Raw genomic sequence first — 21,429 nt, forward strand, 5'->3', positions numbered from 1 at the left:
TCACACTTTTTAATCAATAGACTTTACATATCAAAGTTTATAATGTAGTGTAGGATAGCTATCTTAGATGATAATGCTCAAGAATCTTTTTTGTGTAGTGTATCACTACATTGCTAACTTTGGAGAATCATTGTGAAACTAACACAAAAACAAAAAAATGAGCTGTTAAATGCTTATTTAAAAGCCAAAGATGCGAATACTTTGCTAGAAATAGATATGAGAACCGTAAGAGAAAGATCTAACGCAAGACGAGCTGCATATTTGCATAATAAAAAATTAATTGATGAGGTTTTCTATAATGAAGTGGTTGGCGCTTAATGAAGGACTAATAAACTTTATTGGTTTATTATCCGAAGAAGCACTTCATTTTTTCGAAGAATCCATAAAAAAATTTGAAATTGTTTCCACACCATTTTCTATAGAAATTAATAGTTATGTATCAATTCAATGTATTATTATTGATGATACAGCGATTATATTATCTTTTAATTATGGAAAGTATACCCATCTAAATTATGGTGAAAGTAAATCCGAGAAAGAGTTTATTTACGCATTAGAAACCAAATATTTTGAAACAAACTCTTATATTGAATTATCTCCTAAAAACAAGCTTAAATTAAAAATTATCAAATAAAGGAGGATTTATGTCAGAAACCTTTGGATATAAATTAGGCAAATTTATCAAAAATAACTTTTCTTCTTCAACTCAAAAAGTAGTAAGTGCGGGGGTTGATTCGCTTGAGAAACGGTTGAATAAACCTGTAAAGCCAAAAAGTAAAAGATATACTAATTCTAGCGACAATGATGAAGTTACAGATGTTTGTGATGCATTTGCAAAATCATTAGAGATAGATGCTTCTCTCACCTATTACGAAAAAATAAAATAGGTTATACCCTAGAACAATCAATACATATGGCAATGTTAGCGATAGCAAAAGCATTTAAAGCGTTTCATCAAGCGTCCTCTCTCTTCTGATCTTTGTCACATTTTTTAAACAATAGGCTTTACATACTGTAATTTAGTATGTAGATTATATACATATGTTGCAGTGAGTATGAGGACTGTTATGTCTAAAAAAGAAGCCGTTTATATTTACGCCTGTAAAGAGAACAAACCTCTTATAGAGGATAAGATCACAGAAGATGATTTAAGTGTGATAAAAATTGATGAGTATGATATTAAATTTTTTCACGATACTCTCCTCTCTTTTTGTTTCTTTGATGCAATCATTGATCCTGAAAAAATATCTGATTCCATTAGTTCTAATTATTGGCGACTTTATTTTTTCAAAAATACTGTGTATGAACAAATAATTGAAGTCAAATTTCTACCCCTAGATGTGGCTAAAAAATATGAAAACGACAATAAAACACTGCCCGCCGCAAAATTAGTCTATAATGAAGTTCAAACAAATTTTGATTCAAATAATACTGAAATAGAGAGAATAGAAAAAATAGATCGAGCTTTCACACCGCAAGAGCAAGAAATTATGTCTTCTTTTCTTCGTAGTAGTAAAACGATTAAAAAAGAATATTATCATAAACTGTCAACACATTTTGAACATATTGATAGCTATGGCGTTTCATTTTTTTCAATTTCAGGACTATTTCCTGAAAAACATTTCCAGCGAAGAATATTACTCACCGCACTGGCTGTAGCTTATCAACAGGTGATGGAAAAATTAAATTCTGAATTAAAAAATATTGTAACTTCAAACGATAAGCTTATAGAAATTAAAAAATTAAAAGATTTATATATAAAAATTGCTAAATTCAACAGTTTATTCTTTTTCAAATACCCTGTTAAAGCTAATCGATATATCAAAGAGTTTTGGATAAAATTGGATAAATGCTTTTATATTACTGAAAATAACAATCAACTGATGAATAAACTTGATAATATGCACTATATATTAGACGATAATTTTAAGTCTAAGCTAACGGCAGAACGTGAGAATTTTAAAAAACAGGAATTAACATTGATTAATGAAAAATTGGATCAAATAGCTAATCATCTATTAGAATTAACTGAAGTAATGAGCAACTTATCTAAGACTCTAACAGTAGAGAACCGAAAGCCCAAAGAATATCAAGGTATTGTTGGTTTCATCAAGCGTCTTGTTGAGTATGTTATCAAATAAAGGAGGATTTATGTCAGAAAATTTTGGATATAAATTAGGCAAATTTATCAAAAATAACTTTTCTTCTTCAACTCAAAAAGTGGTAAGTGCAGGTGTTGATTCACTTGAGAAACGATTGAATAAACCTGTAAAATCTCAAAGTAGAGAGCGTGCACTAATAACAGCTAGTAGCTATGATGATAATCGTACCTATGCAAAGGCTTTTGATATAGATGCTTCTTACACATACTATGGTAAAAATAACGAATAAAATAATATTTAATTCAAAGAAATTCCCCATTTACTAAATAGATGGGGAATTTTTTACTAAATTACTTAATTCCTATTTTGCTCTCAACTGTATTAGCTGCTGTTTGGGAATATTTCTCTCCACCTGTTTGTACTTTATGTGATCCAGCATTTAAATGCTCAACAATACTTCCCATAGCCACTCCAGCTTTCCCCATCGCCATCATAAAGAAGCCTGGAAAAACGATATACATCGCTCCAATGACCAGTTTAACTACCGTGTCATCTTCCGTGTTTTCCAGTCCATAAAGATTAAAATAGCTATGGGTATCACTGCCATAAAGCCCACTGAGTAACGAGCTATCAAGCCATCTTGCAAGCTCCCACCAGAATGTTAAGAAATACAGACCGAACTGAATAAAAGTCATCACCATTGCCGCTTTCATACTGTAACCACTGAACACCATTACAAACGGAATGGAAATTACAAACACAACGGATAGTAATCCTTGAATCATCGGCAACGCCTGCCGCATTGCGTCAAAACCGGGTGTCGCCACCGCAAGCGTTGTTGTTGTACCTGCTCCGGCAACCAGTTTAGATAGCCCTGATCGAAGCCCTGAAAAAAAGCCACTCGCATCATCAGAAATAATGTCACTACTTAAGTTAGAATAGATTTTCCCATTAGATACTGCCATTTTTTCTGGCTTCACTAAATTCCGGACTAAAACATCTGCCATTTCAGAATCTGAAATCCGTTTTGGATTGGCATTATAGTAGTTTTTATCTAAATCATAAGTCTGTTTAAAACTAGCAATAGTGCTTGGGCTATACTGCTCTAACAATCTCGCTTTTAATCCTACGCCTGGTTTATCCCACCATTCATTGCATTTCGGGAATCCGCCTTTGCCGGTATTCGGCAACGCCTGATCACGCTTCGGATCATAAGGGAATTCCGGACGTGGCATTTTAGCTCGATAGGAATCATATAAATTTGGTGTTTCGACCATTAAGCGTGAACCAATCCAATCAAGATCTCTATCTTGAACCTCATTGGTTTTAACGTTTTTGCGTTTAATTTTTTTGCGAGCTGGAACATAACATTGCTCAAAAAAGTCTTGCACTTCTTGTCGCAAAACTGCACTAGTAATAAGCGTGTTATTAACTTCAAATCGCAGTTGTCTAATGTCAGGACTACAAGGGATTGTCGTAATAGCTGCTTGTGTTACGGCTTTACTTACAACAGTCGTAAACGCCCACCAAAGGGGCATTTTTGCCTGTTGCCCGTCTAACGTTGTCTGCATATAGCTCATTGAGCTTTGTTGAGGCGAGATAATGCTGACTTTGCACTGTTTAGAACGAGTTTCATCATAAGTGATGTTATTCACATTAATCGTGAATAACGGCATACAGGTAAATAAAATAACAACAATACTCAGATAAAAAGCGTGCTCAATACGATTTAGCAATAATTTGCCTTTATTGCCCTCATCGTCCCCCTCTTCACGCACTTTTAACCACAGTCTTATTAAATGTGCAAAGAAGGGTGTAGCAAACAAACCTGTTTCAACAAGAAGATCCCATATGCCATTGTTGATAAACCAACCCAACACAGTCAGGTAATATTCAAAATAACTATTAGTATAAATAGGAATACCGTCCATATTACTCCACCTAATGACTAATAAAACTTATAAACTCAATAACAGAAACCAACACAAGAAATTGCACTAATGAACGTTTCATCTGTTGTTTCCAGTATTCACTTGTCTTTGAAATTTTTAGGATTAAAAATAATCCTGCACCGTATAAACAGATTCGCCAGATAAGTAACCCTGCTCGATTATTTTGAACAAAATCTCTGAGCTCCGTACCCGGGAAAAAGTGCATCCCCAATGCCGCCAGTAGGAAAGATAACAGCAATAACGCTGCTATCATCAGTAGAAATTTGCCACCCTGTAACAGTTTTTGTTTTGTCATCACATTCAGTAGGAAAGATAACAGCAATAACGCTGCTATCATCAGTAGAAATTTGCCATCCTGTAACAGTTTTTGTTTTGTCATCACATTCTCCTGTTTAAAAGTTGAACTAAATCGGCAAGTAATTTATTTTTCTTTAACATTTTCCTGCTCCTAACCAGCTATCCACAGTGTTATGCACAGAGATTGGGGATAACGGCGATATCGATACTGGTTGATCATTAGAAAATGAATCACTAAGTAATGTGTTATGTAACAAATCGACAAGATAATACGCTTCCATTTCATCCACGACCGCCATATAAAAACGCAACCTAGGTGCAGAAAAATCTGGGAATTGGGTGTGTCCGGCGATGTTGATGGTAAGGTTAAAACGCCCCACGTCGCCAACAAACAACACGCGCACATATTGTTGTTGGTAAATCAGATAAGGTTTAATCTGCATCGAGCGTAAATGACCGGTGCAAGCACTGATCACTTCAATTAATCGCTTCAATGCCGCTTTAAACATCGGCTGAATTTCCAAACGCTCAAACGGTGGCACTTTATTTTCAAACAGACGTATCACGTTCATTCAGATTCTCCTTCATCTTCTTTAATGCCTCTCGCTTTATCCAACTGTTTCGCAATCAGAAATGCGGCTTCAAGCTCGCTGCAGTTATGCTTTCGCATTAACTGCATTCTTGCCGCCTTCTCCTCCGGTTCCGTCATTGCCAATGCGAGATATAAACTCGGCGGCACAACTCTGAACAGCGCTTCGATACTGTCTGATAACACCACACCTTCGGTATATTTTTTATCTTCTTTGCGTGCTGAACGGATTAAGCTCTTTTGCTCCTCCGTCAACGGTTTAAATCGGCAAATTTCACCGATTTCGTAATCATCAACACCGCATAAAAGCTCCCACCATTCAAGCATATTGATAAGTTTTTTCGCATCATTCGGGAAGTCTTTCATATTTTGTGTGGCTAGCCATAGCCAGATACCGAGCTTACGCCACATTTTTGACCCTTTCGTTAAAAATCTGGCCAACAGCGGATTGACAGTAATGATATGCGCTTCATCTGTTATATTGACGATTGGTCGCCCTGAATATTGGTATTTCTCCCCAAGACTATTGATGTGATTAATTAACGAGATATAAGCGATAGCCAATTGTGCCTCATAGCCTTCTCGGGCAAAGGTCGCCAAATCGACTAAAGTAATATCTGCATCTGGCCACGCCTCCCCCTCACGATTAAAAAGTTCTGCTTCAAAACTACCTGGTTGGCAAAACATTCCCAATGATTCAGCCATATCAAATATCCGTTCACGTTTAGTTTCAGGTAGACTTTCGTCACGGCTCAACTGGTAGAGTGCATCTCTAATATCTGAGGTTAATGTTTGTCGTTTTGCTTGATAGGTTACTTCGGCAGCCATCATAATCGCTTTACGAATAATTGCCTTGTCTGCACGTGAGAGTTTTTCGGCTTCTTTGATTTCGCCACCGGTGATCATTAGCTGTGCGGTAATCTCCATTTCACCGAGGATATCGCGTTGATCATCACCGTCATCCTGTTCGTTGTTTTCTTCAACTTCAATTGCACCTTCTGACAAGCGGTCAGTAATAGAGTTATCCTCAATTAATTTGTGACAATCGGCAAATAACGGTAAAGTGACGCCACTGCCCGGTTTTAATGTGACTTTATTCACGCTCAATCCCAGTGATGCGGCATAATCAGCCATCAACCCAAAAGAATTACCGGCTTCAATAACAAATAATCGAGGACGATAAACAGCCATCAACTGTGCAATTTTGCCATTAAGCGTTGCTGACTTCCCTGCTCCGGTTGGCCCTAGCATCAAAAGATGCGCATTTTTCGTTCTGTCTTTTTTACTCAACGGATCGAAATCAAGCGGTGCACCGCCTCGATTAAAGAAGGATATTCCGGGATGTCCAGTACCGGTTGAACGTCCGAAAATTGGTAATAGGTTTGCGATATGCTGAACAAAATTGAATTTGGTATAGAGGTTTTTGCGATCATCCTGCGGATTAAACACCATTGGCAACCAACGCAAATAGCTGTTAAGGGGTGCAATTTCATCCCCTTCTCTCACCGGTACAAGTCCATTTCCAAGCAATATTGCGCGTAATTTACGGCTTTTTTTGCTTAAATCATCGTCATCATCACCTCGAACATAAAAGGCTAAACTACTGCGGTACATTTTGTGTTTGTCTTTCAAATATTGCTGTACCGTCATACAGTCCTGTTTCGCATAACGCGATTCAGTATTATCACCTTTTGCTTTATCCATAATATTAAGGATATGCTGCTCCAGTAAATCTTGCGGATAAACCACAATCGTCATTACCATTATGGTGCCCTGTGGCAGCAGATCAAACAAAGCATTACAGTTGTCGCCTCGTTGCATTTCACCTGTTAATAATCCAACTCCGGGTGCTTTACGCAACGCATCAACAACAATGACTTCGTGAGGTTTTTCATCAAAATACCAGTAATCCCCTTTTGAAACAGGCGATTGCACAAACAATGATTCGGCAAAATCTTCCCAAATCATTAAATCATCCGGCTCATCACTATCTTTGTAATATTGCATTGACTGATAAAAATCGGCAGCAGGCATTATCGTTGGCGCCGGATTAAACCAACGTAACAGCCATTGATACACTTGCTTGCCATTAAGTCTTTCAAGGCGTACACCTGCACCTTGCAACGCATTCAGCACACGTTCACAAGCGTTATTCAGTGCTTCTAACGGTTCAAGCAACTCCTCTTTTTCTTTGCCTTTGGGATTAACGTAGCGATAGATCACCATTCTGGTACGGCGTAATTGCCCACGCCACGGCGTATTGGTAATTTTTGTATCAATAAACAACCCCTCTGGGCTCGCAATATCTCGTAAATGTTTCCCCATTAAATTCAGCCACGCTTCGCTGAAAGCTGAGCCTTGCGCATTAGGCTGAATATAGCGAGCGAGTGCCTCTCTGTAGTCCTCAGCAACATCATCGTCTTGGCAATAGAATTGCACAACCCAAGGATGTGAGTCCCGTTCTTCAAAACTATCTTGCAAGGCATCTTTTATTTGCGTTCTAAGTTGATTCAAATAAGCAACTGAACGCCCCTCTGTACCAATTGGCTTGACATCAAACACTGCCCCAACCGACTTGCCATCTTCCAGCAAGACTGCATTATCTTCATCAAGAAATTCGACCCACGGCAAGCGTCCCACAAATGAGCTACATTGCTCAAAGGTTTTGTTGTAATCGACATTTGTGTAAGGCTCACGTTTTATTACGGTATTCACTGTTTCACTCATCATTTGCCTCACTACCATTAATAAGTCGCTAAACGCTCGCCGGCTTGCGCATACTGCACCCGGCTGTAAAAAGGAATTACCGTGCTATATCCGGGAACCGGCATTGGCTCAGCCGTGTCAGAGAGGTGAGGAAAGATATACATCACCAAATCGGGATTTGGTAAGCGTGGGAAAAGATTAGTGATCTCATTTTCTGCCGTTCTGGTATAACTCTCTTGTTCTTGAAAATTAACCGCACGTACTGGATCTTGAGCAACATTCTGTCGTGTCGGAATTAAATTACCACTACCGCTTTTTTTCTGCCACAAGTCCAACATCGTCTGATCACCTCTTGGTAACAACTTTTCTTGCGAGGTAGAACAAGCTGCTAAGCTCATCATAGCTGCCAGTAAAATCATAAATCTCATCATCTTTTTCATTGTGTTGTCCTCTTAATCAAGTTGTTTGCGTTGATTGTTATTTAAGTAGTTCACTTTTCGCCCATTTGGCTCATAATCAATATCAATCGACTGTGTCAAATGAATAGCGACAGGATGACCCGGTGGTACATAAATTGCGTCAAATGTTTGTCCAAACCGTTTTCTTAACCACTCTGTTGTATCTTTTAAACCGGCTCCCAACGCTTGTCCCATCAAGTATTTGCCTTGATCACCCGTTACCGCACTCACCACGCTTGCGCCATCCGTTACGGTTGTTGTTTGACTTTGTGAATAGGCATCTGCTGCAGCGGCAACACCGCCTAAAAGGAAATTAGAGGTAAGATACTCAGGTGCATTGGTTTTTCGGTCCCCCGGTACGCAAGGCACACCGTATGGATCTGAAATCCAACCAATTCCATCGCTGTTGCCACTACTGCTACTGCGTTTGCTTTGTGGCCAAGTGCGAACACGGCCATCATTAAATACCAATGTGATACTCATCACCTTGCCTCGTACACAAGATAACGTCCAGTCGCCGCTTGCCGTTCCGGATAAAATTGCCCCCTCTACATTCGGCAACATCATCCCGTTCGCAGTGAGATTCTCTTTGCCTACAAGCACTTTAAATGGATATGGATCGCTTACTACACCATCAATCGGTACGCGACCCAATAATGCTGTCATTGCAACCGATCCAATTAAGGTGGAGTTTTCCGGCAAAGTATAAATAGGCACAGGAGGCTTCTCTTCTGCTGATGTTCCTTTTTTCTTGCCAGTGAAGTCTTCGTGCGCCTTACCTAATACAGATTTATCCAATTCGCTAAATAGACTTGGAAAACCGAACTGTTCTGCTTGCTGACCGGCTGTGACAGGGTTACCGTTACGATCTAATGCCTGCATATCTGCCGGCATTACCCATTGCATACCGCCGCTAGTATTACCAATAGGAAAATCCTCACCATTTCCGGATTCTGCTGCGAATAAATTGGCATCATCCTTTTTTGTCTCGCTGGGTTGAACTTTACTTTCCAATGCTGACAGATTAACAAGGCGTTTTTCCAGCTCTTCTGTTAGGCTTTCTGTGCGTTGCTGTAATGCTTGTTCAAATTCAATCGACATCGCATTGCGTTCTTGCGCTAATGCAGCTTGAATTTGCTCATCAACACTCTCACTTTTATCTGTGAGAGTTTTGTTCTTCTTCATTAATGCTTCGTTTTGTGCCTTTACGTCTGCAATATCTTGTCTTGCGCGCTTAATCGTACCGATTAAGGTACGAATGGTATCTTGTGGCGTATCACCCTCAATCCCTAATGCACGTAATTCTTCCGGTTTAAGATCATAAAGTGCATACTGTTGTGTTTGTGCTGTAGCATTTTCTTCCGACTTAAACACTTTAAGCCCAATGATCACGGCAATAGCAACCGCACTGGGAACAATAATTTTTAATAAGCCATTTTGCTTCAATTTCATTTTTTGCCCCCTTGATGTTGATTCTTACTGATTTTTTTAATCACTCTTTTAGGTTCAGGGATCATTGCTTTATCAGCACTACCAATTGATACTAAGTAGACTGTAGTAGTATCTTCGGCAGATCCTCGTCCACCTAGCCAATTATGCTGATAGGTCGCCGCATAAAAACGCCCTTGGATATAACGGGGATCAAGTTTAATCATCTCATATGACTGGTTTTTAATTTTTACGGCAGTGACTACATAATCTCCGAGTTGCCAAGCAGCCAACGGCGTAGTTTTCACTGGTAGCCCTGGTAATAGTGTGGTGATATGATTAGGTAGACGGTGATGCACACTCTGTACACCGTCTAATGGCTCAACAGTACGTAACGGTGCATATAGCGATTGTGCGGCATAACGCGTCAATGCTGCCGGTGCTGGAAGCGTTAACTTTGGCTGTACGATATCAGCAAGTGGATTTTTATCTTGTGAATGCTCTTCATCACCGCTTATTTCATCCATATTAGATTTTGGTTCATAAATTAATTTAATTGGTTCCAACTTGTCTTTATGCTCATTCGCTGCAACATCAAGCAAGATAATTTCACCATTTTGCATATCCTGTAGCTGTAAACGAGTTTCAGGGAATGCTTGTGTCGGTTTTAAATAGAGTGTACCTCCGGCATTCTGAATACGTAATTTGCTAGACAATGAAGGTGGGTAGCCAATTTTCACGTTGCGATCAACAAAAATAATACGCTCTTGATTAACGTTAAGATCTATTGCCAACGGCGTGCGTTGCCATTGCATTAACACATCGGCATAACTTTGCTGAAAGAACGCTATACCACCTAAGAAAAGTGCTGTTTTTAGGCTATTTTTCATTCTGTTTTCCCTCATTTGTTGCCGCTTCTAAACGCTTAGGCACATCTGCATAGCAATCAAGTCCTAAACCCCACGGATTTTTCTCCAGATCTACATCCATTCTTACGACTTTCACCGGATACCGAACTAAAGTACGTTTCACGGTTTCATCGCCGTAATATTCATCGGTGCTCAAATCAAGATTAACAATCCAATCATTTCTGCTTAAAACCTGAACCCGATCTTGACTGAAGCCACGTCCCGGAATTTCATACACACCGCGAACACGATTTTTTAACTCTCCAAAACTGTCTCTATCTTTATAATCCTGCTCAAGATAGGCTTTACAACTTGGCGTTAAATAATTACTTAATGAAAAAATATTGCGTTTATAATCCTCTTTTCCGTCTACAGGCCAACGATTAAGTTGCTGGAAAATGTAATAAGCAAATCCATAAACGGTTGAGGGTGGAACCTCCCACCAAGGACGCTGACTGCCTGCTCGTAAATCAGGCGGTGTATAAATCTGTAATCGGCTCGGTGCAGTAGACCAGCCAATCCCCATTAACAAAATAATGGCAAATAACCCTGCGATGACTATTCGCAGTGTCTTAATGTGATAATCTTTATCAGTGAGTCGATTTTTAAATTTGCTTTTCATAATTTTTAACCACGGCGAATAGACCAATACTTACGGTTATCCGTTTTATCAATAAGTAAACGATTGGTTTTGAAACGTTGTTCAAGATAACGAGGCAGCCAAGTATCAGGCTTACCCCGTTTTAAACGGGCGATCACATTACCGCCCTTAAAGGTGAAGAGAAAAGCAAGCCCAAGTGCACAAGTTGGAATTAAAGCCCAATCACCGATCAGTACTGTTGCGACTATACCCAACAACAATCCGACGACAAAACCAACACCGAATACCACAAGTAATTCGGATATGGTCATCCCTCTAAACACAACAGGCTGACGATTAAGACGCTCAGGCAGGAATTGGATAGTTTCATCTTTTTCCATACGTGCTTTTCTCCAAATTCTTAGAAAATATCCTTTGCTTGCGTGAGCAACCAAATGATAACAACCAGTAAAACCGCCCCTACTAAAGCATTCATCGCTAAATCACCCCAAGTTTTTTTACCGGATGATATTTCTCCATAAACTGAAATACAGCTTGAAGCAACGCGAACAAAGGAAAAAGAAGCAACCATCAATGCTGCTAAAATTACGATGTCATAACCGTAATTTTTAACTGTCTCCAAAATCCCTTTCCCAGCCCCTCGTGAAGGTTCTTCCATTTTTGGCAAATCGGCAAAAACGGGTGAACTTAGCAATGCACCCATTACCACCAAACCGGTCTGTTTAGCACGACTTTTAACTTTTTGATAAGTTTGAATAAATTTAGACATAAAAGCTCCTTTAGTTAATGTTTATCAATAAGGAAATAACAGGCAATACAGAACAACGCGGCAAAACGGATAAGTAGAGAGAAAACGTCATCCTTTGTTAGGTTTTCTTTACCTATCCCCTTATAGGCACTTGATAGAATCCAAGCACCGATAAGGAGTAGAAATGCCAACACTAAGCCAACAAAAATATTGTGAGCACCGGCAGCATTTGTTCCTGCAATACTGCTAAACGTTTCTGTAGCAAGACTCATTTAAATCACCTTGCTGTTTTGTTTTGCTGAAGATAATCACCATCCAACGACTGCAATTGCGCCGGCTGTCGAGGTTGCGCGCGATCATTGTTTAGAAAATGATTTATGCCAGCAGCGACAACATTGATATCGGCATGAGCTTGCCGATAATCAAAATAGAATCGATTAGTTGGAACATTACGAGCTTGAGCTTGCGCACGCTGTAATGATTGTTTTGCAGCGTTTAATTGTTTAACCGCTTGTGCTAACTCGCTTTGTTCACTTGCCAATGCAGATGAACTGAAAGCAAACACTGCAATTAAACTTGCAACGAGAGAGATTGATTTTAATTTCTTGCACATACTGTTGTTCTCCTAAAACCTGGAGAGCACAGTATTAAAAATCACGATTTTGAAAGATATAGGAAATTGATTATCCAAAAAAATCAAAAAAAATCCGGAGTTTACATACTAATTGATCTAAATGTTTAATCAAAAAAAGATTGACTAAATAAAAGTCATTAATCAATAATGGAAAGATAAATCGCTATCGTTGATAGCATTTATAACGGCTGACCTGAAATGCCGTGTTTGACGTTGTCAAATGTATGGTCGCCCTTTAAACCGAGGTGACGGTTTTTAAAATTCACCGCCCTTTCTAAGGCTGCGAGCACTTTGAGACCAGCCTCTGTCGCGTAAGCGATGGTGAGTGTTTGTTTAACAATTAACTAACCCTGTGGGGAGCAATCCCGACAGGAAAGCTCCTCACTTAATGAGAGGAGTATTAAATGAAAGATCTCAAAATCTTTAATATTCGTTCAAATGAAGCTGAAAACTATTTATTGTTAGTTGCTTCATTTGGGAAAATAGGTCTGTCGCCGGAACTCTCTATTGAGCTGGCACAGAATTTAAGGAAGGTTATTATGGACAGTCAAAAAGATCTCGTCACAAGACAAGAGTTTCAGCAGGCTCATCAAGAGTTGAAAGATGAAATTCAAGCTGTTCGCACTGAATTGAAGTCTGAAATTCAAGAAGTTCGTACTGAGCTGAAATCTGAAATTCAGGAACTCCGAGTAGAGATTAAAGAGGTTAAAACAGATTTTTATAAAGCGATTAATCGTTTAACTTTTGCCATTATTACCTTTGTGGTTGCTATTGTTGGTGCATTATTAACTTATATCAGCTTAGCAAATTAACCTAAAATAACCTATTCACCCGTGTGGGAAATATTTTCCCGTACACGGTGATCATATTTCCTACACTTTTTGGAGGGAATATGAAAGTTTCCATTCACTATCGGGTTTTATCTGAGTTTGAATATCTAGATAAGTCCCTTATTCAAGGATTAAAAGAAAAAGCACTTGAATGCTGGTTTTCCGGCAATCAACGCTTTCTAATGCAAACATCAGAAAGCAGTTATCACTTTTTTGATGTTGTACCTCATCAAACAAAATCTAATTGTTTAGTGGTACGCGCATAGTCTTTTATAATTGACTTTATCCCCTGATAAAGCCAATATTACTTTTAAAATATATTCGAGGTAACTATGCCTGTTATTTTACGTTTTAAAGGTTATAAATTATTCTTTTATTCTAATGAAGGAAATCCATTAGAACCGCCTCATATCCACGTCAGAAAGGCTGGTAACGAGGCTAAATTTTGGCTAGAGCCTGTTTCTTTAGCTCAAAATGATGGCTTTAATGCAAAAGAATTAAAAGAGCTGTTAATTTATATTTCAACACAGAAAGAAATTATTCAAGGACATTGGTATGAGTATTTCAGCTAAAAATGTTTATTTTGAAAAAGATTGTATGTGGGTTGAGCTTAATGATGCCAGAACAATAGGTGTACCACTTGCGTGGTTCCCACGTTTGATGACTGCAAGCCCTGAGCAACTACAAGATTATGAACTGAGCCCAAGAGGAATCCACTGGGATGACTTAAATGAAGATATTTCTATTGAAGGTCTTCTTAAAGGACAAGGTGATTTTACCATTGCTTCAAAACAATCTGCATAAACTAATAACGAAATAATCGTTATCATTCCACACTTCACCCATCCGGGAAACATTATCCCGATGGGCATAGTGTTTCCCTTTATTTTTTTAGGAGAAACGCTATGAAAAATCAACAAAATGCCTCTGCCTCTCATAAAATAGACGTCTATCAAGACGTTACAGATCGCATCGTTCAGTGCTTAGAAAGCGGCACTCGCCCTTGGATCAAACCTTGGGTAAGCGGCTTACCGCAAAATGCGGTTTCCGGTCGTTATTACACCGGAATTAACGTCCTGCTGCTAATGATAGCCTCAGAAGAAAAAGGCTATCAGTCAACCAAATGGTTGACTGCCAAAGCCGCCAATAAACTTGGTGGCAAAATTAAAAAAGGCGAAAAAGCCACTCGTATCATCAATTACTCTCCTATTGAAAGAGAGAAAAAAGATGATAACGGTGAGCTCATTCTGGATAGTGAAGGCAATCCAGAAATGGAAAAATTTGCCATCATCCGTGCTTATCCACTGTTCAATATTGAACAGTGTGAAGGACTCCCAGAAGAAATGTATCTCGAAAAAGAGATGCCTTCTGAATTCCAAAAAGTGAACGAAGTTCACCAAATTTTGGAGGGTATGGGGGTTGCGGTAAAACATACCGCTGGAGATCAGGCATATTATAGCCCATTGATGGATGTAATTAATATGCCGTTGATGAAAACGTTCTGTACCGAACGCTCTTACTATAGTGTTCTGTTGCACGAGATGATTCACGCAACAGGACATAAAGATAGATTAGAGCGTGAAGGCATTACCTCGAAAAAAGCTAAATTCGGTAACGAAATCTACGCTTTTGAGGAATTAATTGCCGAGATGGGCAGTGCATTTGTTTGCACGGCATTGGGTTTTGACACAATATCCAATAATGCCAGCTACATCGACAGCTGGATTAAAGTGTTGAAATCCGATAAAAAAGCCATTTTCCGCGCTTCTGGCGAAGCAAGAAAAGCAGCTGAATATTTGTTCGAAATCCGCGACACAATGCGGTTATACGAGCAGTACGAACAATATGATGCAGCTTAAGGAGGTTCAAAATGAAAAAAGTAAGCATTAAACAAGTACGTGAAAAATTGAGATGTAAATTTGATCGTTATGCTATCCGAAAGGATGGCTATGTTTATGTTTGGGGCATTATGCCAAACACCAACCAATATGGTTGTTATTTATTTGCTCATATTGATGAGCTAATAAAACATTTTGAATCAATGCTTTAACATTCACCCATTGGGGATACACGTATCCCCAATGGGCATAGTGTATCCCTATTTTTATTGGAGACACTATGCTTAACCTATTTAAACCACCTTTTGAAACTACTACCTTAGAAGCGTGGTCAAAAATGTGTGATGATATAGCTAAAATTGCAATTCTAGCTATTCCTGTTATGCTGTATGGCAGTTATACATTAAGTTTTAAGATACTGAATTTGCTTATTTTAATCAGTATCGGATATGGTTTTCTGACGCTTGGCAGATTTTTACGGCAAGTTATTATTCGCATAACAAAGGAGGAATAATATGAAATTATCAATCGTATTAGCAGTATGTGCTATCCTTACCTGGTTGATGGTTTATGGCGTAAAAAAAATGATGGAAGCGGATGAGAAGTATCGCTCTGCATTAAAAGCTAAAAAACAGGGTCACCATTAAATTTACTAAAAAATGATATGTCGCAAGGCATATCATTTTTTTTGTAAATTACAAAAACATTACTACCATATATAGAGTATTCTTGGAAATTTATAAAAATAGGTAAATAAAATGAAAAGATTAGAATGGCTCACTTGTGCTTTAACAGAAACGCCTATCTTACTTGCTAATGGTCAGCATATAATTGTCAAAATTGATAATAATTTTAATGAGCGAGGATTTATTTCTGTTGGTTACTTTGCCGAAGTAATTACACCTAATAGTAGTGTAATGATTATGGAATGGAATCGCTATGGTGATAGCGAAGATTTAAGTGAATATGATTTTAAACAGCCATCAAATAAAAATTCTTTATTTAAAAGTAAATTATCTGAATTAGAAAATATTTGGAAAGACAATAATGATTTAGAATTAACTGGTAAGAATAGAACAGAAACACTTGTAAAAACTGTTATGACTAATAGATTTGGCTAAAAATGAATGCCAAAGAAAGAGTAAAGATATGATTTATCACAGAAAGGATATGCTGAACGCATATCCTTTTACTCTGTCAATCTCACCCACTTTTCTGCTCCATCACACCTATTGCCTCCAACCGCAATATAGCAATCATCAGGACGTTCACCGATAAGCAAGGCTCCAGGTTTTTCTGAATGAGCTGAGCCAATATTTAAACTCCAACCATAGGCTTGTATATACCTTCCTTGAAAAATACGAACGTATCCTCCCTGATACTGTTCGTTTTCTCTAAATTTCTGTGCAATTGCCATTAATGTTTCGATATACATCATATTTACCTGGTTAAAGATATTTTTTGAAACTCGCTGACGCAATAGAAATTGCTGTCCCCACTAAAAATGCTGCCGGAATCAGCAACAAATTTGGATATATACTAAACGGTAACGAAAGATATAACATCCAAGAGCCGATTAACAGCGGAAATATCGCTTTTTTCGCGTGATGATACATAAAACTTGATTCATAACCGTACCCAAATCGCCTTAAATCCCGACGTACAAGCCCATCCGTGAAACCAACCACGGCAACCAAAATAAACAATGGTGAGGTAAAAAACAGGATGAGTAACCGAATAATAAACGTCATTGTGATATATATAACCGCTTCAATATAACCGCGAATATAAATAATTAATGCATATCCTGGACTGCTTGGGTCTTGTACACTATTTAACCACGCTAACAATCCACTTTTCACAAATACATATTGATGTACGGTATCCATTACATAGGTTGCTAACACTACCGGATCAGCGTGCAGAATACTTTGTGTAAAATGCACAGAAAAATACTGCACTTCATCCAACATCATTTGTTTACTATGCTGAGCACCAAGTTCCGGCCAAAACCAGATCATACCGATCCATTCAATCACAATACTGACAAATAATGACACGACTAACACACCAAAGGTTCTACCAAGCAACGATAATAGATTACCTAACAACCCTCTTCTAGGTTCTTTTACCTGTTGTTCAGCCATTATTTACTCCCTCTTCTGTATTGTGCTTCTCTACATCTACATTATCTACATCACTTTCAGCAGGCACAGTAGCAGTATTTGATGAAATAATTGGCGTGCTGACAAGCTGTTCAAACGCGGCAATCGCTTCATTTGAAGGCGTATATTCATAGGCGACTTGAGACCATAAAGTTTCTCCAGTTTGGTAATTTTCTTTCATATACTCACTTAATTGTGCGATAGATTCCGGAATATGCTCATTTTTATCAGAAACCGGCAATGGCATTCTAATTTTCCACAACTTACCTCCCTCAAGCAGCGCAAATGCTTGTCCCTTCGGTAAGCTGATCACATTAGCAGGCGTGATCATTGGCATTTTTTCCGAACTGACACGGTCTTGCGTATTTGATGTGAAATGTTGATTACTATAAGGATCACTACTATCCGTCACCCCTGAAATCGTTGTATTTTTCAACACATCCACTTCGTGCAACTGATTAGTAAGCAACTCCGCTGTTGCAGGCTCACGCACACGCAACATAATTAAGTTATTAAAGTTACCAATAACTTGTCCTGCCTTGGCTTTATTGCCTGTTCTTGCCTCAATATCCGACAAGGTCTGAGTGTATGCTGTTACTTGAATTCCGGCTCCACCCCCTTTGTTGATCAATGGAATAAACTCATCACCCATTAGCTCGTTGAATTCATCGCAATGTAAGTTAATAGAGACCTTTTTCGACTTACCTTGTAACGCATCCGGCAACCCTTGATTAATACCATATTTATAGATATGTCCTGCCATCGAAACCAGATCGGCGAACATACTATTGCCTACCGCACTAGCAACCGTAGTATCAGATAACGCATCTAACCCAATATAAACAATGCCTCGTTTGCGTATAATCTCTTGCCAGTCGAAAATAGGACGTTCATCGTGAATATCGCTATAATCCGGTGCAAGCAACTCAGCAATTTTTCCGGTTGTTAATTTCTCAAGTAGAGGAAGGAGTGAGGCAACGATTTTATCAAAATAAGTTTTATCGTACCGCACCGCACTACGCAGACCATCTAAAACTGGATCGTGTATTTTTGATTGAGTCAAAAATTGCTCAAGGGCAATCACGATAGGATCTCGTCCCATCATATTGCGAGGTGTATTTTTATCATTGATTTTGCTTGCTGCTGCCGCAATCGCTTCCCACGCTTTCGGCTGCGTTTTCCCCAAAAAATGCGTAGCATAATCAATGAATAGCTCATCAATATTTTGCACATAACGCGCAATTGACGGATAGTCCGGACGGCGACCAAGCTCCACTTGCGCTCTGGCAATAATATTGACAAATCGCCACGCGAACTCCTTAAATGCTGCGCTATTCCCCTCCGAACTTAACTGCCCGGAAATACGTCCTGCAACTTCAGATACTCGTCCAAATCGTCCCACTGCGTTATATCGAGCAGATATTTCCGGCCAGCCTAAATGAAATACGTAAAATTCATTTTCACGCCCTGCTCGTTTCGCTTCCACATACATTCGTTTCAGCATATCCGCATCGCCTTTCGGATCGAAAAACACTACCACCTCTCGTTCATCAACAGTCTTACCCCGATGAATATCTTGCGTTACTAACATCTCAGCTAATCGCGTCTTACCTACACGCGTTGTCCCCAATACAATCGTATGTCCAACACGTTCACCCAAAGGCAACATCACATCCTGTTCATCCAATTCAATGCCGTGAATTACCGGACTCCCTCCAACGGGCGGCAACGGTCTAACTGGGTTATACCACTTATCAGTACGCAATAATTTTGCTAATTTAGGTAATCTTTCATCACTCCATTTTTCAAGCGTTCGAGCGTATTGATAAGCTAAACTTGGCTTGACGTAATCTTCTACTTCTGAACGAGTACAGGTATAGAGTCTTTGTGTATGTTTCTGTTCCCAAGCAAATCCTCTACCCAAAAACAGATAACGCTGACTAACCGGAATCTGTTTACTGGTTAGTGCGTAATAAGGCAATCTACGAATATTCCGGCGAAACTTCAAAATACGCCAACCTTGTCTAAAACGTACTACAGAAAACAGCCAAAACGCACCACACATTCCGTACCCAATATCCGGACTAAGTGCTAGACTCCAGGGGGCATAGAGGCACAATGCACCTGCACTGGCTGATACAATCGCTGTATTCAGCTCAACAGCAGGCCGTAAAACGGATTCAATAACGTGGTTATTACTCATTTATTGCGCTATCCCTCTATCGGTAATCAAGACCGGGTAATGTACTATCTTCAATCGCTTAGCGAGATCATCAGCACTGACCGGTAATAACGGAATTGAGTTATCAATATTTCGTAATTGCTGAAGACGCTCATATTGCTGTACATTAACAACAAGACAAGTGGCCGCCATTTTTTTCAACTCTGGCAACTTTTGTCTAAACCAATCTTCTGATAACGCATCATCTCCGATTAAACATAATGGCTGCATACCGGGCATCTTCACTTTTCCGTCATTCCTCATCCGTGATGGAATATCTATTTTTCCAGGAGTCATTAAATGAGATACTATTGGTAATAAATCTTTTTCGTGAAAAACAGGTGGCATCATATCTGAATTAACAACATCACCCTTTTCAATAACAGGCTGAATGGGCTCATAAAAACGCAACGCACTCTCCCCTCCCTCATCTGCAATGACTTCAGCAGCATAAGAAACAGCAGGAAGCAAGAGCGACAATAAGATAATTAATTTTTTCATTGACTCTCCTTGTTTGGATCAACCCAAATAAAAGCAGTTTGTATGGTTTGTGATGGTAAAATCCATTGATAGTGACGCTGATCGCTTTCAACACTCACACCTGCAATCGCAGGCGGTGAAGTCCAGTTATCTGGCGTTACGGAAGAAGTAGACGATAATATTGATAAGTGTTGTTTGATATTACGCATATAGCGGGCAGCATAAAAACCGCCTTTTGGATGATGATAACACCCCGAAGCGTGTAACCAATCACCTCTTTCAACATAGCAATCTCTCAAAATTTGTGCAGCCGCATTTAAATTTTTTGCGACATCAAAGCCCTCGCAAGCACTCCGAAAATACTTAATACCGTTCCAGCCCAAATTTACCTGAGCAACACCAACATCAATATTTTTTAACGGATAACGAGACATAAATTGCTGTAATGCTTGGCAGGCTTTAATTTGAGAGGGATAAAAATAACTACGTCCTTTGACATTAATCGACCACGGATAGGGTTGCTTTACGTTTGTTACTCTGCGACCAGTTTCATTCAATGCAATCGCATATAACATTGATGCAGGCACAGAATACTGATTTGCAACCCGATGGAAAATCCCCGGTATAGGCTGCACATTATGCGTAATGGCAGCACTATAGACACTATATCCCAATAAACCAATCAGTATTACTGCATATCTAAAAATCATTTACCTGATCCCAAGTTCCCGATTTAAAGATAACCGGCATTTTGCCGTTGCCGTGCTGCATCCAAAGGCCTCCTTGATCGTGATTAAGGGTAATTTGTCTGCTACGAACTTTATTCACATCAATTCGATGAGAAATTGCCCAATCACGGATAGCTTTATCATCTTGCCGGCTATCAACAAAATAAATATCAACTGATTTGTTGGTTGCCAATATTTTCTGTAATGCAGAATCACATTTCTCGCAATTTAAGCGAGTAAACAACACTAATCGTTCATTGATAACAGGTGACATTGTATTATCAGAAATTGGCATTACACCGGGATAAAGCTCTTTAAAAGCGGCATCATATGCCAACTGAAATTTGAGTTCTTTCTCTACTCGTTCAAATTCTTTCTTTGCAAGCAAACGCGCATATTTTTGCCGCTCTGCTTCACTGGTTGCCTCAACACCTAATGTTGTTAAAGGATCAAGATTTGGCGACCAATATTGTCGCTCAGTTTTCTTTAGCCGCTCATATCGCTTCCATTCCTCTTCTGTCAAGCCCCAATGTTGAGCTTGCTCATTAGCTGAAAGCGATTGAATAGTAGAAGTCACGGATGAAGACACCTGTTTTGCACTTTGTTCAGCTTGTGCTAATGCTTTGGCCGAAGTTTCCTTAATACTTTGCACTGTTTCATTCAAATCAAGTGCAAATACTGATTGCCCCAATGCCAATGAAAGGATAAGTAGTATATTTCGTTTTTTCATATCATCACCCTCAT

The 21,429-nt window shown here is 39.0% G+C and carries 32 protein-coding genes; 14 read left to right on the forward strand and 18 right to left on the reverse strand.

The genetic code is table 11. The features are described 5' to 3' along the window. Positions 1 to 132: 132 nt before the first annotated feature. The 5 genes from P375_RS05665 to P375_RS05685 all read left to right on the forward strand — a co-directional run bounded on the left by P375_RS05665 (position 133) and on the right by P375_RS05685 (position 2,391). The gene (locus P375_RS05665; protein ID WP_039135377.1) at positions 133 to 318 is read left to right on the forward strand and encodes a hypothetical protein; all 186 of its coding nucleotides are present in this window, start codon (positions 133 to 135) and stop codon (positions 316 to 318) included. Next, complete coding sequence (locus P375_RS05670; RefSeq protein WP_018345642.1) at positions 299 to 634, forward strand: hypothetical protein; 336 nt, start codon at positions 299 to 301, stop codon at positions 632 to 634. The genes P375_RS05665 and P375_RS05670 overlap by 20 nt, the downstream gene beginning before the upstream one ends. Before the next feature lie 10 nt (positions 635 to 644). After that, on the forward strand, positions 645 to 887 hold the full coding sequence (locus tag P375_RS05675; protein ID WP_039135379.1) for a hypothetical protein: 243 nt from the start codon (positions 645 to 647) through the stop codon (positions 885 to 887). A 180-nt stretch (positions 888 to 1,067) separates the two neighbouring features. Then, the gene (locus P375_RS05680; RefSeq protein WP_039147408.1) at positions 1,068 to 2,141 is read left to right on the forward strand and encodes a hypothetical protein; all 1,074 of its coding nucleotides are present in this window, start codon (positions 1,068 to 1,070) and stop codon (positions 2,139 to 2,141) included. 10 nt (positions 2,142 to 2,151) lie between these two features. After that, the gene (locus P375_RS05685) at positions 2,152 to 2,391 is read left to right on the forward strand and encodes a hypothetical protein (RefSeq protein WP_039135384.1); all 240 of its coding nucleotides are present in this window, start codon (positions 2,152 to 2,154) and stop codon (positions 2,389 to 2,391) included. Positions 2,392 to 2,452: 61 nt separating this feature from the next. On the opposite strand, the gene P375_RS05690 is transcribed toward P375_RS05685, so the two are convergent. From P375_RS05690 to P375_RS05745, 12 genes are read right to left on the reverse strand one after another with little or no spacing between them, the layout of a single operon-like run. Continuing rightward, positions 2,453 to 4,033, reverse strand: coding sequence for a conjugal transfer protein TraG N-terminal domain-containing protein (locus tag P375_RS05690; RefSeq protein WP_039135387.1), 1,581 nt, complete (start codon positions 4,031 to 4,033; stop codon positions 2,453 to 2,455). Between the two features lie 10 nt (positions 4,034 to 4,043). Beyond that, positions 4,044 to 4,433: a hypothetical protein gene (locus tag P375_RS05695; protein ID WP_245176427.1), complete on the reverse strand. Its 390-nt coding sequence runs from the start codon at positions 4,431 to 4,433 to the stop codon at positions 4,044 to 4,046. Between the two features lie 52 nt (positions 4,434 to 4,485). Further along, entirely contained in the window at positions 4,486 to 4,923 is a 438-nt protein-coding gene (locus P375_RS05700) for a hypothetical protein (protein WP_039135390.1), read from the reverse strand. Beyond that, entirely contained in the window at positions 4,920 to 7,670 is a 2,751-nt protein-coding gene (locus P375_RS05705) for a conjugative transfer ATPase (RefSeq protein ID WP_039135506.1), read from the reverse strand. The genes P375_RS05700 and P375_RS05705 overlap by 4 nt, the downstream gene beginning before the upstream one ends. A gap of 14 nt (positions 7,671 to 7,684) precedes the next feature. Beyond that, positions 7,685 to 8,086, reverse strand: a complete 402-nt coding sequence (locus tag P375_RS05710) for a TIGR03751 family conjugal transfer lipoprotein (protein WP_039135393.1) — start codon at positions 8,084 to 8,086, stop codon at positions 7,685 to 7,687. Between the two features lie 12 nt (positions 8,087 to 8,098). After that, on the reverse strand, positions 8,099 to 9,556 hold the full coding sequence (locus tag P375_RS05715) for a TIGR03752 family integrating conjugative element protein (protein WP_039135397.1): 1,458 nt from the start codon (positions 9,554 to 9,556) through the stop codon (positions 8,099 to 8,101). After that, positions 9,553 to 10,422 carry a TIGR03749 family integrating conjugative element protein gene (locus P375_RS05720; protein WP_039090110.1) on the reverse strand — a complete coding sequence of 290 codons (870 nt, stop codon included), beginning with the start codon at positions 10,420 to 10,422 and terminating at the stop codon, positions 9,553 to 9,555. The genes P375_RS05715 and P375_RS05720 overlap by 4 nt, the downstream gene beginning before the upstream one ends. Beyond that, positions 10,412 to 11,062 (reverse strand): PFL_4703 family integrating conjugative element protein, encoded by a 651-nt coding sequence (locus P375_RS05725; RefSeq protein WP_039090113.1) that lies wholly within the window; start codon positions 11,060 to 11,062, stop codon positions 10,412 to 10,414. The genes P375_RS05720 and P375_RS05725 overlap by 11 nt, the downstream gene beginning before the upstream one ends. 5 nt (positions 11,063 to 11,067) lie before the next feature. Next, a complete protein-coding gene (locus tag P375_RS05730; RefSeq protein ID WP_245176428.1) occupies positions 11,068 to 11,475 on the reverse strand; it encodes a TIGR03750 family conjugal transfer protein in 408 nt (135 codons plus the stop codon). Continuing rightward, entirely contained in the window at positions 11,442 to 11,810 is a 369-nt protein-coding gene (locus P375_RS05735) for a TIGR03745 family integrating conjugative element membrane protein (protein ID WP_013745165.1), read from the reverse strand. Before P375_RS05735 ends, P375_RS05730 begins: the two co-directional genes overlap by 34 nt. Before the next feature lie 14 nt (positions 11,811 to 11,824). Continuing rightward, entirely contained in the window at positions 11,825 to 12,061 is a 237-nt protein-coding gene (locus tag P375_RS05740) for a TIGR03758 family integrating conjugative element protein (protein WP_039090114.1), read from the reverse strand. A gap of 5 nt (positions 12,062 to 12,066) precedes the next feature. Then, the gene (locus tag P375_RS05745; RefSeq protein WP_039135401.1) at positions 12,067 to 12,402 is read right to left on the reverse strand and encodes an RAQPRD family integrative conjugative element protein; all 336 of its coding nucleotides are present in this window, start codon (positions 12,400 to 12,402) and stop codon (positions 12,067 to 12,069) included. 425 nt (positions 12,403 to 12,827) lie between these two features. Here P375_RS05745 and P375_RS05750 point away from each other — a divergent pair, with 425 nt between their 5' ends. The 9 genes from P375_RS05750 to P375_RS05785 all read left to right on the forward strand — a co-directional run bounded on the left by P375_RS05750 (position 12,828) and on the right by P375_RS05785 (position 16,212). After that, positions 12,828 to 13,235, forward strand: a complete 408-nt coding sequence (locus tag P375_RS05750) for a hypothetical protein (RefSeq protein WP_039082591.1) — start codon at positions 12,828 to 12,830, stop codon at positions 13,233 to 13,235. 80 nt (positions 13,236 to 13,315) lie between these two features. After that, positions 13,316 to 13,519 carry a hypothetical protein gene (locus P375_RS05755; protein ID WP_013745169.1) on the forward strand — a complete coding sequence of 68 codons (204 nt, stop codon included), beginning with the start codon at positions 13,316 to 13,318 and terminating at the stop codon, positions 13,517 to 13,519. A 66-nt stretch (positions 13,520 to 13,585) separates the two neighbouring features. Further along, on the forward strand, positions 13,586 to 13,825 hold the full coding sequence (locus P375_RS05760) for a DUF4160 domain-containing protein (RefSeq protein ID WP_013745170.1): 240 nt from the start codon (positions 13,586 to 13,588) through the stop codon (positions 13,823 to 13,825). Further along, positions 13,809 to 14,057 (forward strand): DUF2442 domain-containing protein, encoded by a 249-nt coding sequence (locus tag P375_RS05765; protein WP_013745171.1) that lies wholly within the window; start codon positions 13,809 to 13,811, stop codon positions 14,055 to 14,057. The genes P375_RS05760 and P375_RS05765 overlap by 17 nt, the downstream gene beginning before the upstream one ends. Positions 14,058 to 14,158: 101 nt before the next feature. Next, positions 14,159 to 15,112, forward strand: a complete 954-nt coding sequence (locus P375_RS05770) for an ArdC family protein (RefSeq protein ID WP_039135404.1) — start codon at positions 14,159 to 14,161, stop codon at positions 15,110 to 15,112. 11 nt (positions 15,113 to 15,123) lie between these two features. Further along, positions 15,124 to 15,303: a hypothetical protein gene (locus P375_RS05775; protein WP_013745173.1), complete on the forward strand. Its 180-nt coding sequence runs from the start codon at positions 15,124 to 15,126 to the stop codon at positions 15,301 to 15,303. 68 nt (positions 15,304 to 15,371) lie between these two features. Further along, positions 15,372 to 15,605, forward strand: coding sequence for a hypothetical protein (locus tag P375_RS05780; RefSeq protein ID WP_039135406.1), 234 nt, complete (start codon positions 15,372 to 15,374; stop codon positions 15,603 to 15,605). Position 15,606: 1 nt separating this feature from the next. Then, positions 15,607 to 15,738: a hypothetical protein gene (locus P375_RS12875; protein WP_018346743.1), complete on the forward strand. Its 132-nt coding sequence runs from the start codon at positions 15,607 to 15,609 to the stop codon at positions 15,736 to 15,738. Positions 15,739 to 15,849: 111 nt separating this feature from the next. Next, positions 15,850 to 16,212, forward strand: a complete 363-nt coding sequence (locus P375_RS05785) for a hypothetical protein (RefSeq protein WP_039135408.1) — start codon at positions 15,850 to 15,852, stop codon at positions 16,210 to 16,212. Positions 16,213 to 16,280: 68 nt separating this feature from the next. Here the strand turns inward: P375_RS05785 and P375_RS05790 are convergent, their stop codons facing one another. From P375_RS05790 to P375_RS05815, 6 genes are read right to left on the reverse strand one after another with little or no spacing between them, the layout of a single operon-like run. Beyond that, positions 16,281 to 16,529, reverse strand: coding sequence for a hypothetical protein (locus tag P375_RS05790; protein WP_230585743.1), 249 nt, complete (start codon positions 16,527 to 16,529; stop codon positions 16,281 to 16,283). Between the two features lie 10 nt (positions 16,530 to 16,539). Beyond that, positions 16,540 to 17,238, reverse strand: coding sequence for a TIGR03747 family integrating conjugative element membrane protein (locus tag P375_RS05795; protein WP_013745178.1), 699 nt, complete (start codon positions 17,236 to 17,238; stop codon positions 16,540 to 16,542). Further along, the gene (gene traD / locus P375_RS05800; protein ID WP_018347206.1) at positions 17,231 to 19,459 is read right to left on the reverse strand and encodes a type IV conjugative transfer system coupling protein TraD; all 2,229 of its coding nucleotides are present in this window, start codon (positions 19,457 to 19,459) and stop codon (positions 17,231 to 17,233) included. Before traD ends, P375_RS05795 begins: the two co-directional genes overlap by 8 nt. Then, positions 19,460 to 19,978 (reverse strand): integrating conjugative element protein, encoded by a 519-nt coding sequence (locus P375_RS05805; RefSeq protein ID WP_039090119.1) that lies wholly within the window; start codon positions 19,976 to 19,978, stop codon positions 19,460 to 19,462. After that, positions 19,975 to 20,667: a lytic transglycosylase catalytic gene (locus P375_RS05810; RefSeq protein WP_013745181.1), complete on the reverse strand. Its 693-nt coding sequence runs from the start codon at positions 20,665 to 20,667 to the stop codon at positions 19,975 to 19,977. Before P375_RS05810 ends, P375_RS05805 begins: the two co-directional genes overlap by 4 nt. Continuing rightward, positions 20,657 to 21,415 carry a TIGR03759 family integrating conjugative element protein gene (locus tag P375_RS05815; protein ID WP_052121803.1) on the reverse strand — a complete coding sequence of 253 codons (759 nt, stop codon included), beginning with the start codon at positions 21,413 to 21,415 and terminating at the stop codon, positions 20,657 to 20,659. Before P375_RS05815 ends, P375_RS05810 begins: the two co-directional genes overlap by 11 nt. Positions 21,416 to 21,429: the final 14 nt, after the last annotated feature.

It is taken from the genome of Gallibacterium genomosp. 2, from assembly GCF_000771895.1.
Taxonomy (GTDB): Bacteria; Pseudomonadota; Gammaproteobacteria; order Enterobacterales; family Pasteurellaceae; genus Gallibacterium.

What these genes read in the sequence shown, in the direction of transcription:
- P375_RS05670 (WP_018345642.1), top strand. Translation starts at nt 299, where the DNA reads ATGAAGTGGTTGGCGCTTAATGAAGGACTAATAAACTTTATTGGTTTA.
- P375_RS05675 (WP_039135379.1), top strand. Translation starts at nt 645, where the DNA reads ATGTCAGAAACCTTTGGATATAAATTAGGCAAATTTATCAAAAATAAC.
- P375_RS05680 (WP_039147408.1), top strand. Translation starts at nt 1,068, where the DNA reads ATGTCTAAAAAAGAAGCCGTTTATATTTACGCCTGTAAAGAGAACAAA.
- P375_RS05685 (WP_039135384.1), top strand. Translation starts at nt 2,152, where the DNA reads ATGTCAGAAAATTTTGGATATAAATTAGGCAAATTTATCAAAAATAAC.
- P375_RS05690 (WP_039135387.1), bottom strand. Translation starts at nt 4,033, where the DNA reads ATGGACGGTATTCCTATTTATACTAATAGTTATTTTGAATATTACCTG.
- P375_RS05695 (WP_245176427.1), bottom strand. Translation starts at nt 4,433, where the DNA reads ATGACAAAACAAAAACTGTTACAGGATGGCAAATTTCTACTGATGATA.
- P375_RS05700 (WP_039135390.1), bottom strand. Translation starts at nt 4,923, where the DNA reads ATGAACGTGATACGTCTGTTTGAAAATAAAGTGCCACCGTTTGAGCGT.
- P375_RS05705 (WP_039135506.1), bottom strand. Translation starts at nt 7,670, where the DNA reads ATGATGAGTGAAACAGTGAATACCGTAATAAAACGTGAGCCTTACACA.
- P375_RS05710 (WP_039135393.1), bottom strand. Translation starts at nt 8,086, where the DNA reads ATGAAAAAGATGATGAGATTTATGATTTTACTGGCAGCTATGATGAGC.
- P375_RS05715 (WP_039135397.1), bottom strand. Translation starts at nt 9,556, where the DNA reads ATGAAATTGAAGCAAAATGGCTTATTAAAAATTATTGTTCCCAGTGCG.
- P375_RS05720 (WP_039090110.1), bottom strand. Translation starts at nt 10,422, where the DNA reads ATGAAAAATAGCCTAAAAACAGCACTTTTCTTAGGTGGTATAGCGTTC.
- P375_RS05725 (WP_039090113.1), bottom strand. Translation starts at nt 11,062, where the DNA reads ATGAAAAGCAAATTTAAAAATCGACTCACTGATAAAGATTATCACATT.
- P375_RS05735 (WP_013745165.1), bottom strand. Translation starts at nt 11,810, where the DNA reads ATGTCTAAATTTATTCAAACTTATCAAAAAGTTAAAAGTCGTGCTAAA.
- P375_RS05740 (WP_039090114.1), bottom strand. Translation starts at nt 12,061, where the DNA reads ATGAGTCTTGCTACAGAAACGTTTAGCAGTATTGCAGGAACAAATGCT.
- P375_RS05745 (WP_039135401.1), bottom strand. Translation starts at nt 12,402, where the DNA reads ATGTGCAAGAAATTAAAATCAATCTCTCTCGTTGCAAGTTTAATTGCA.
- P375_RS05750 (WP_039082591.1), top strand. Translation starts at nt 12,828, where the DNA reads ATGAAAGATCTCAAAATCTTTAATATTCGTTCAAATGAAGCTGAAAAC.
- P375_RS05755 (WP_013745169.1), top strand. Translation starts at nt 13,316, where the DNA reads ATGAAAGTTTCCATTCACTATCGGGTTTTATCTGAGTTTGAATATCTA.
- P375_RS05760 (WP_013745170.1), top strand. Translation starts at nt 13,586, where the DNA reads ATGCCTGTTATTTTACGTTTTAAAGGTTATAAATTATTCTTTTATTCT.
- P375_RS05765 (WP_013745171.1), top strand. Translation starts at nt 13,809, where the DNA reads ATGAGTATTTCAGCTAAAAATGTTTATTTTGAAAAAGATTGTATGTGG.
- P375_RS05770 (WP_039135404.1), top strand. Translation starts at nt 14,159, where the DNA reads ATGAAAAATCAACAAAATGCCTCTGCCTCTCATAAAATAGACGTCTAT.
- P375_RS05775 (WP_013745173.1), top strand. Translation starts at nt 15,124, where the DNA reads ATGAAAAAAGTAAGCATTAAACAAGTACGTGAAAAATTGAGATGTAAA.
- P375_RS05780 (WP_039135406.1), top strand. Translation starts at nt 15,372, where the DNA reads ATGCTTAACCTATTTAAACCACCTTTTGAAACTACTACCTTAGAAGCG.
- P375_RS12875 (WP_018346743.1), top strand. Translation starts at nt 15,607, where the DNA reads ATGAAATTATCAATCGTATTAGCAGTATGTGCTATCCTTACCTGGTTG.
- P375_RS05785 (WP_039135408.1), top strand. Translation starts at nt 15,850, where the DNA reads ATGAAAAGATTAGAATGGCTCACTTGTGCTTTAACAGAAACGCCTATC.
- P375_RS05790 (WP_230585743.1), bottom strand. Translation starts at nt 16,529, where the DNA reads ATGATGTATATCGAAACATTAATGGCAATTGCACAGAAATTTAGAGAA.
- P375_RS05795 (WP_013745178.1), bottom strand. Translation starts at nt 17,238, where the DNA reads ATGGCTGAACAACAGGTAAAAGAACCTAGAAGAGGGTTGTTAGGTAAT.
- traD (WP_018347206.1), bottom strand. Translation starts at nt 19,459, where the DNA reads ATGAGTAATAACCACGTTATTGAATCCGTTTTACGGCCTGCTGTTGAG.
- P375_RS05805 (WP_039090119.1), bottom strand. Translation starts at nt 19,978, where the DNA reads ATGAAAAAATTAATTATCTTATTGTCGCTCTTGCTTCCTGCTGTTTCT.
- P375_RS05810 (WP_013745181.1), bottom strand. Translation starts at nt 20,667, where the DNA reads ATGATTTTTAGATATGCAGTAATACTGATTGGTTTATTGGGATATAGT.
- P375_RS05815 (WP_052121803.1), bottom strand. Translation starts at nt 21,415, where the DNA reads ATGAAAAAACGAAATATACTACTTATCCTTTCATTGGCATTGGGGCAA.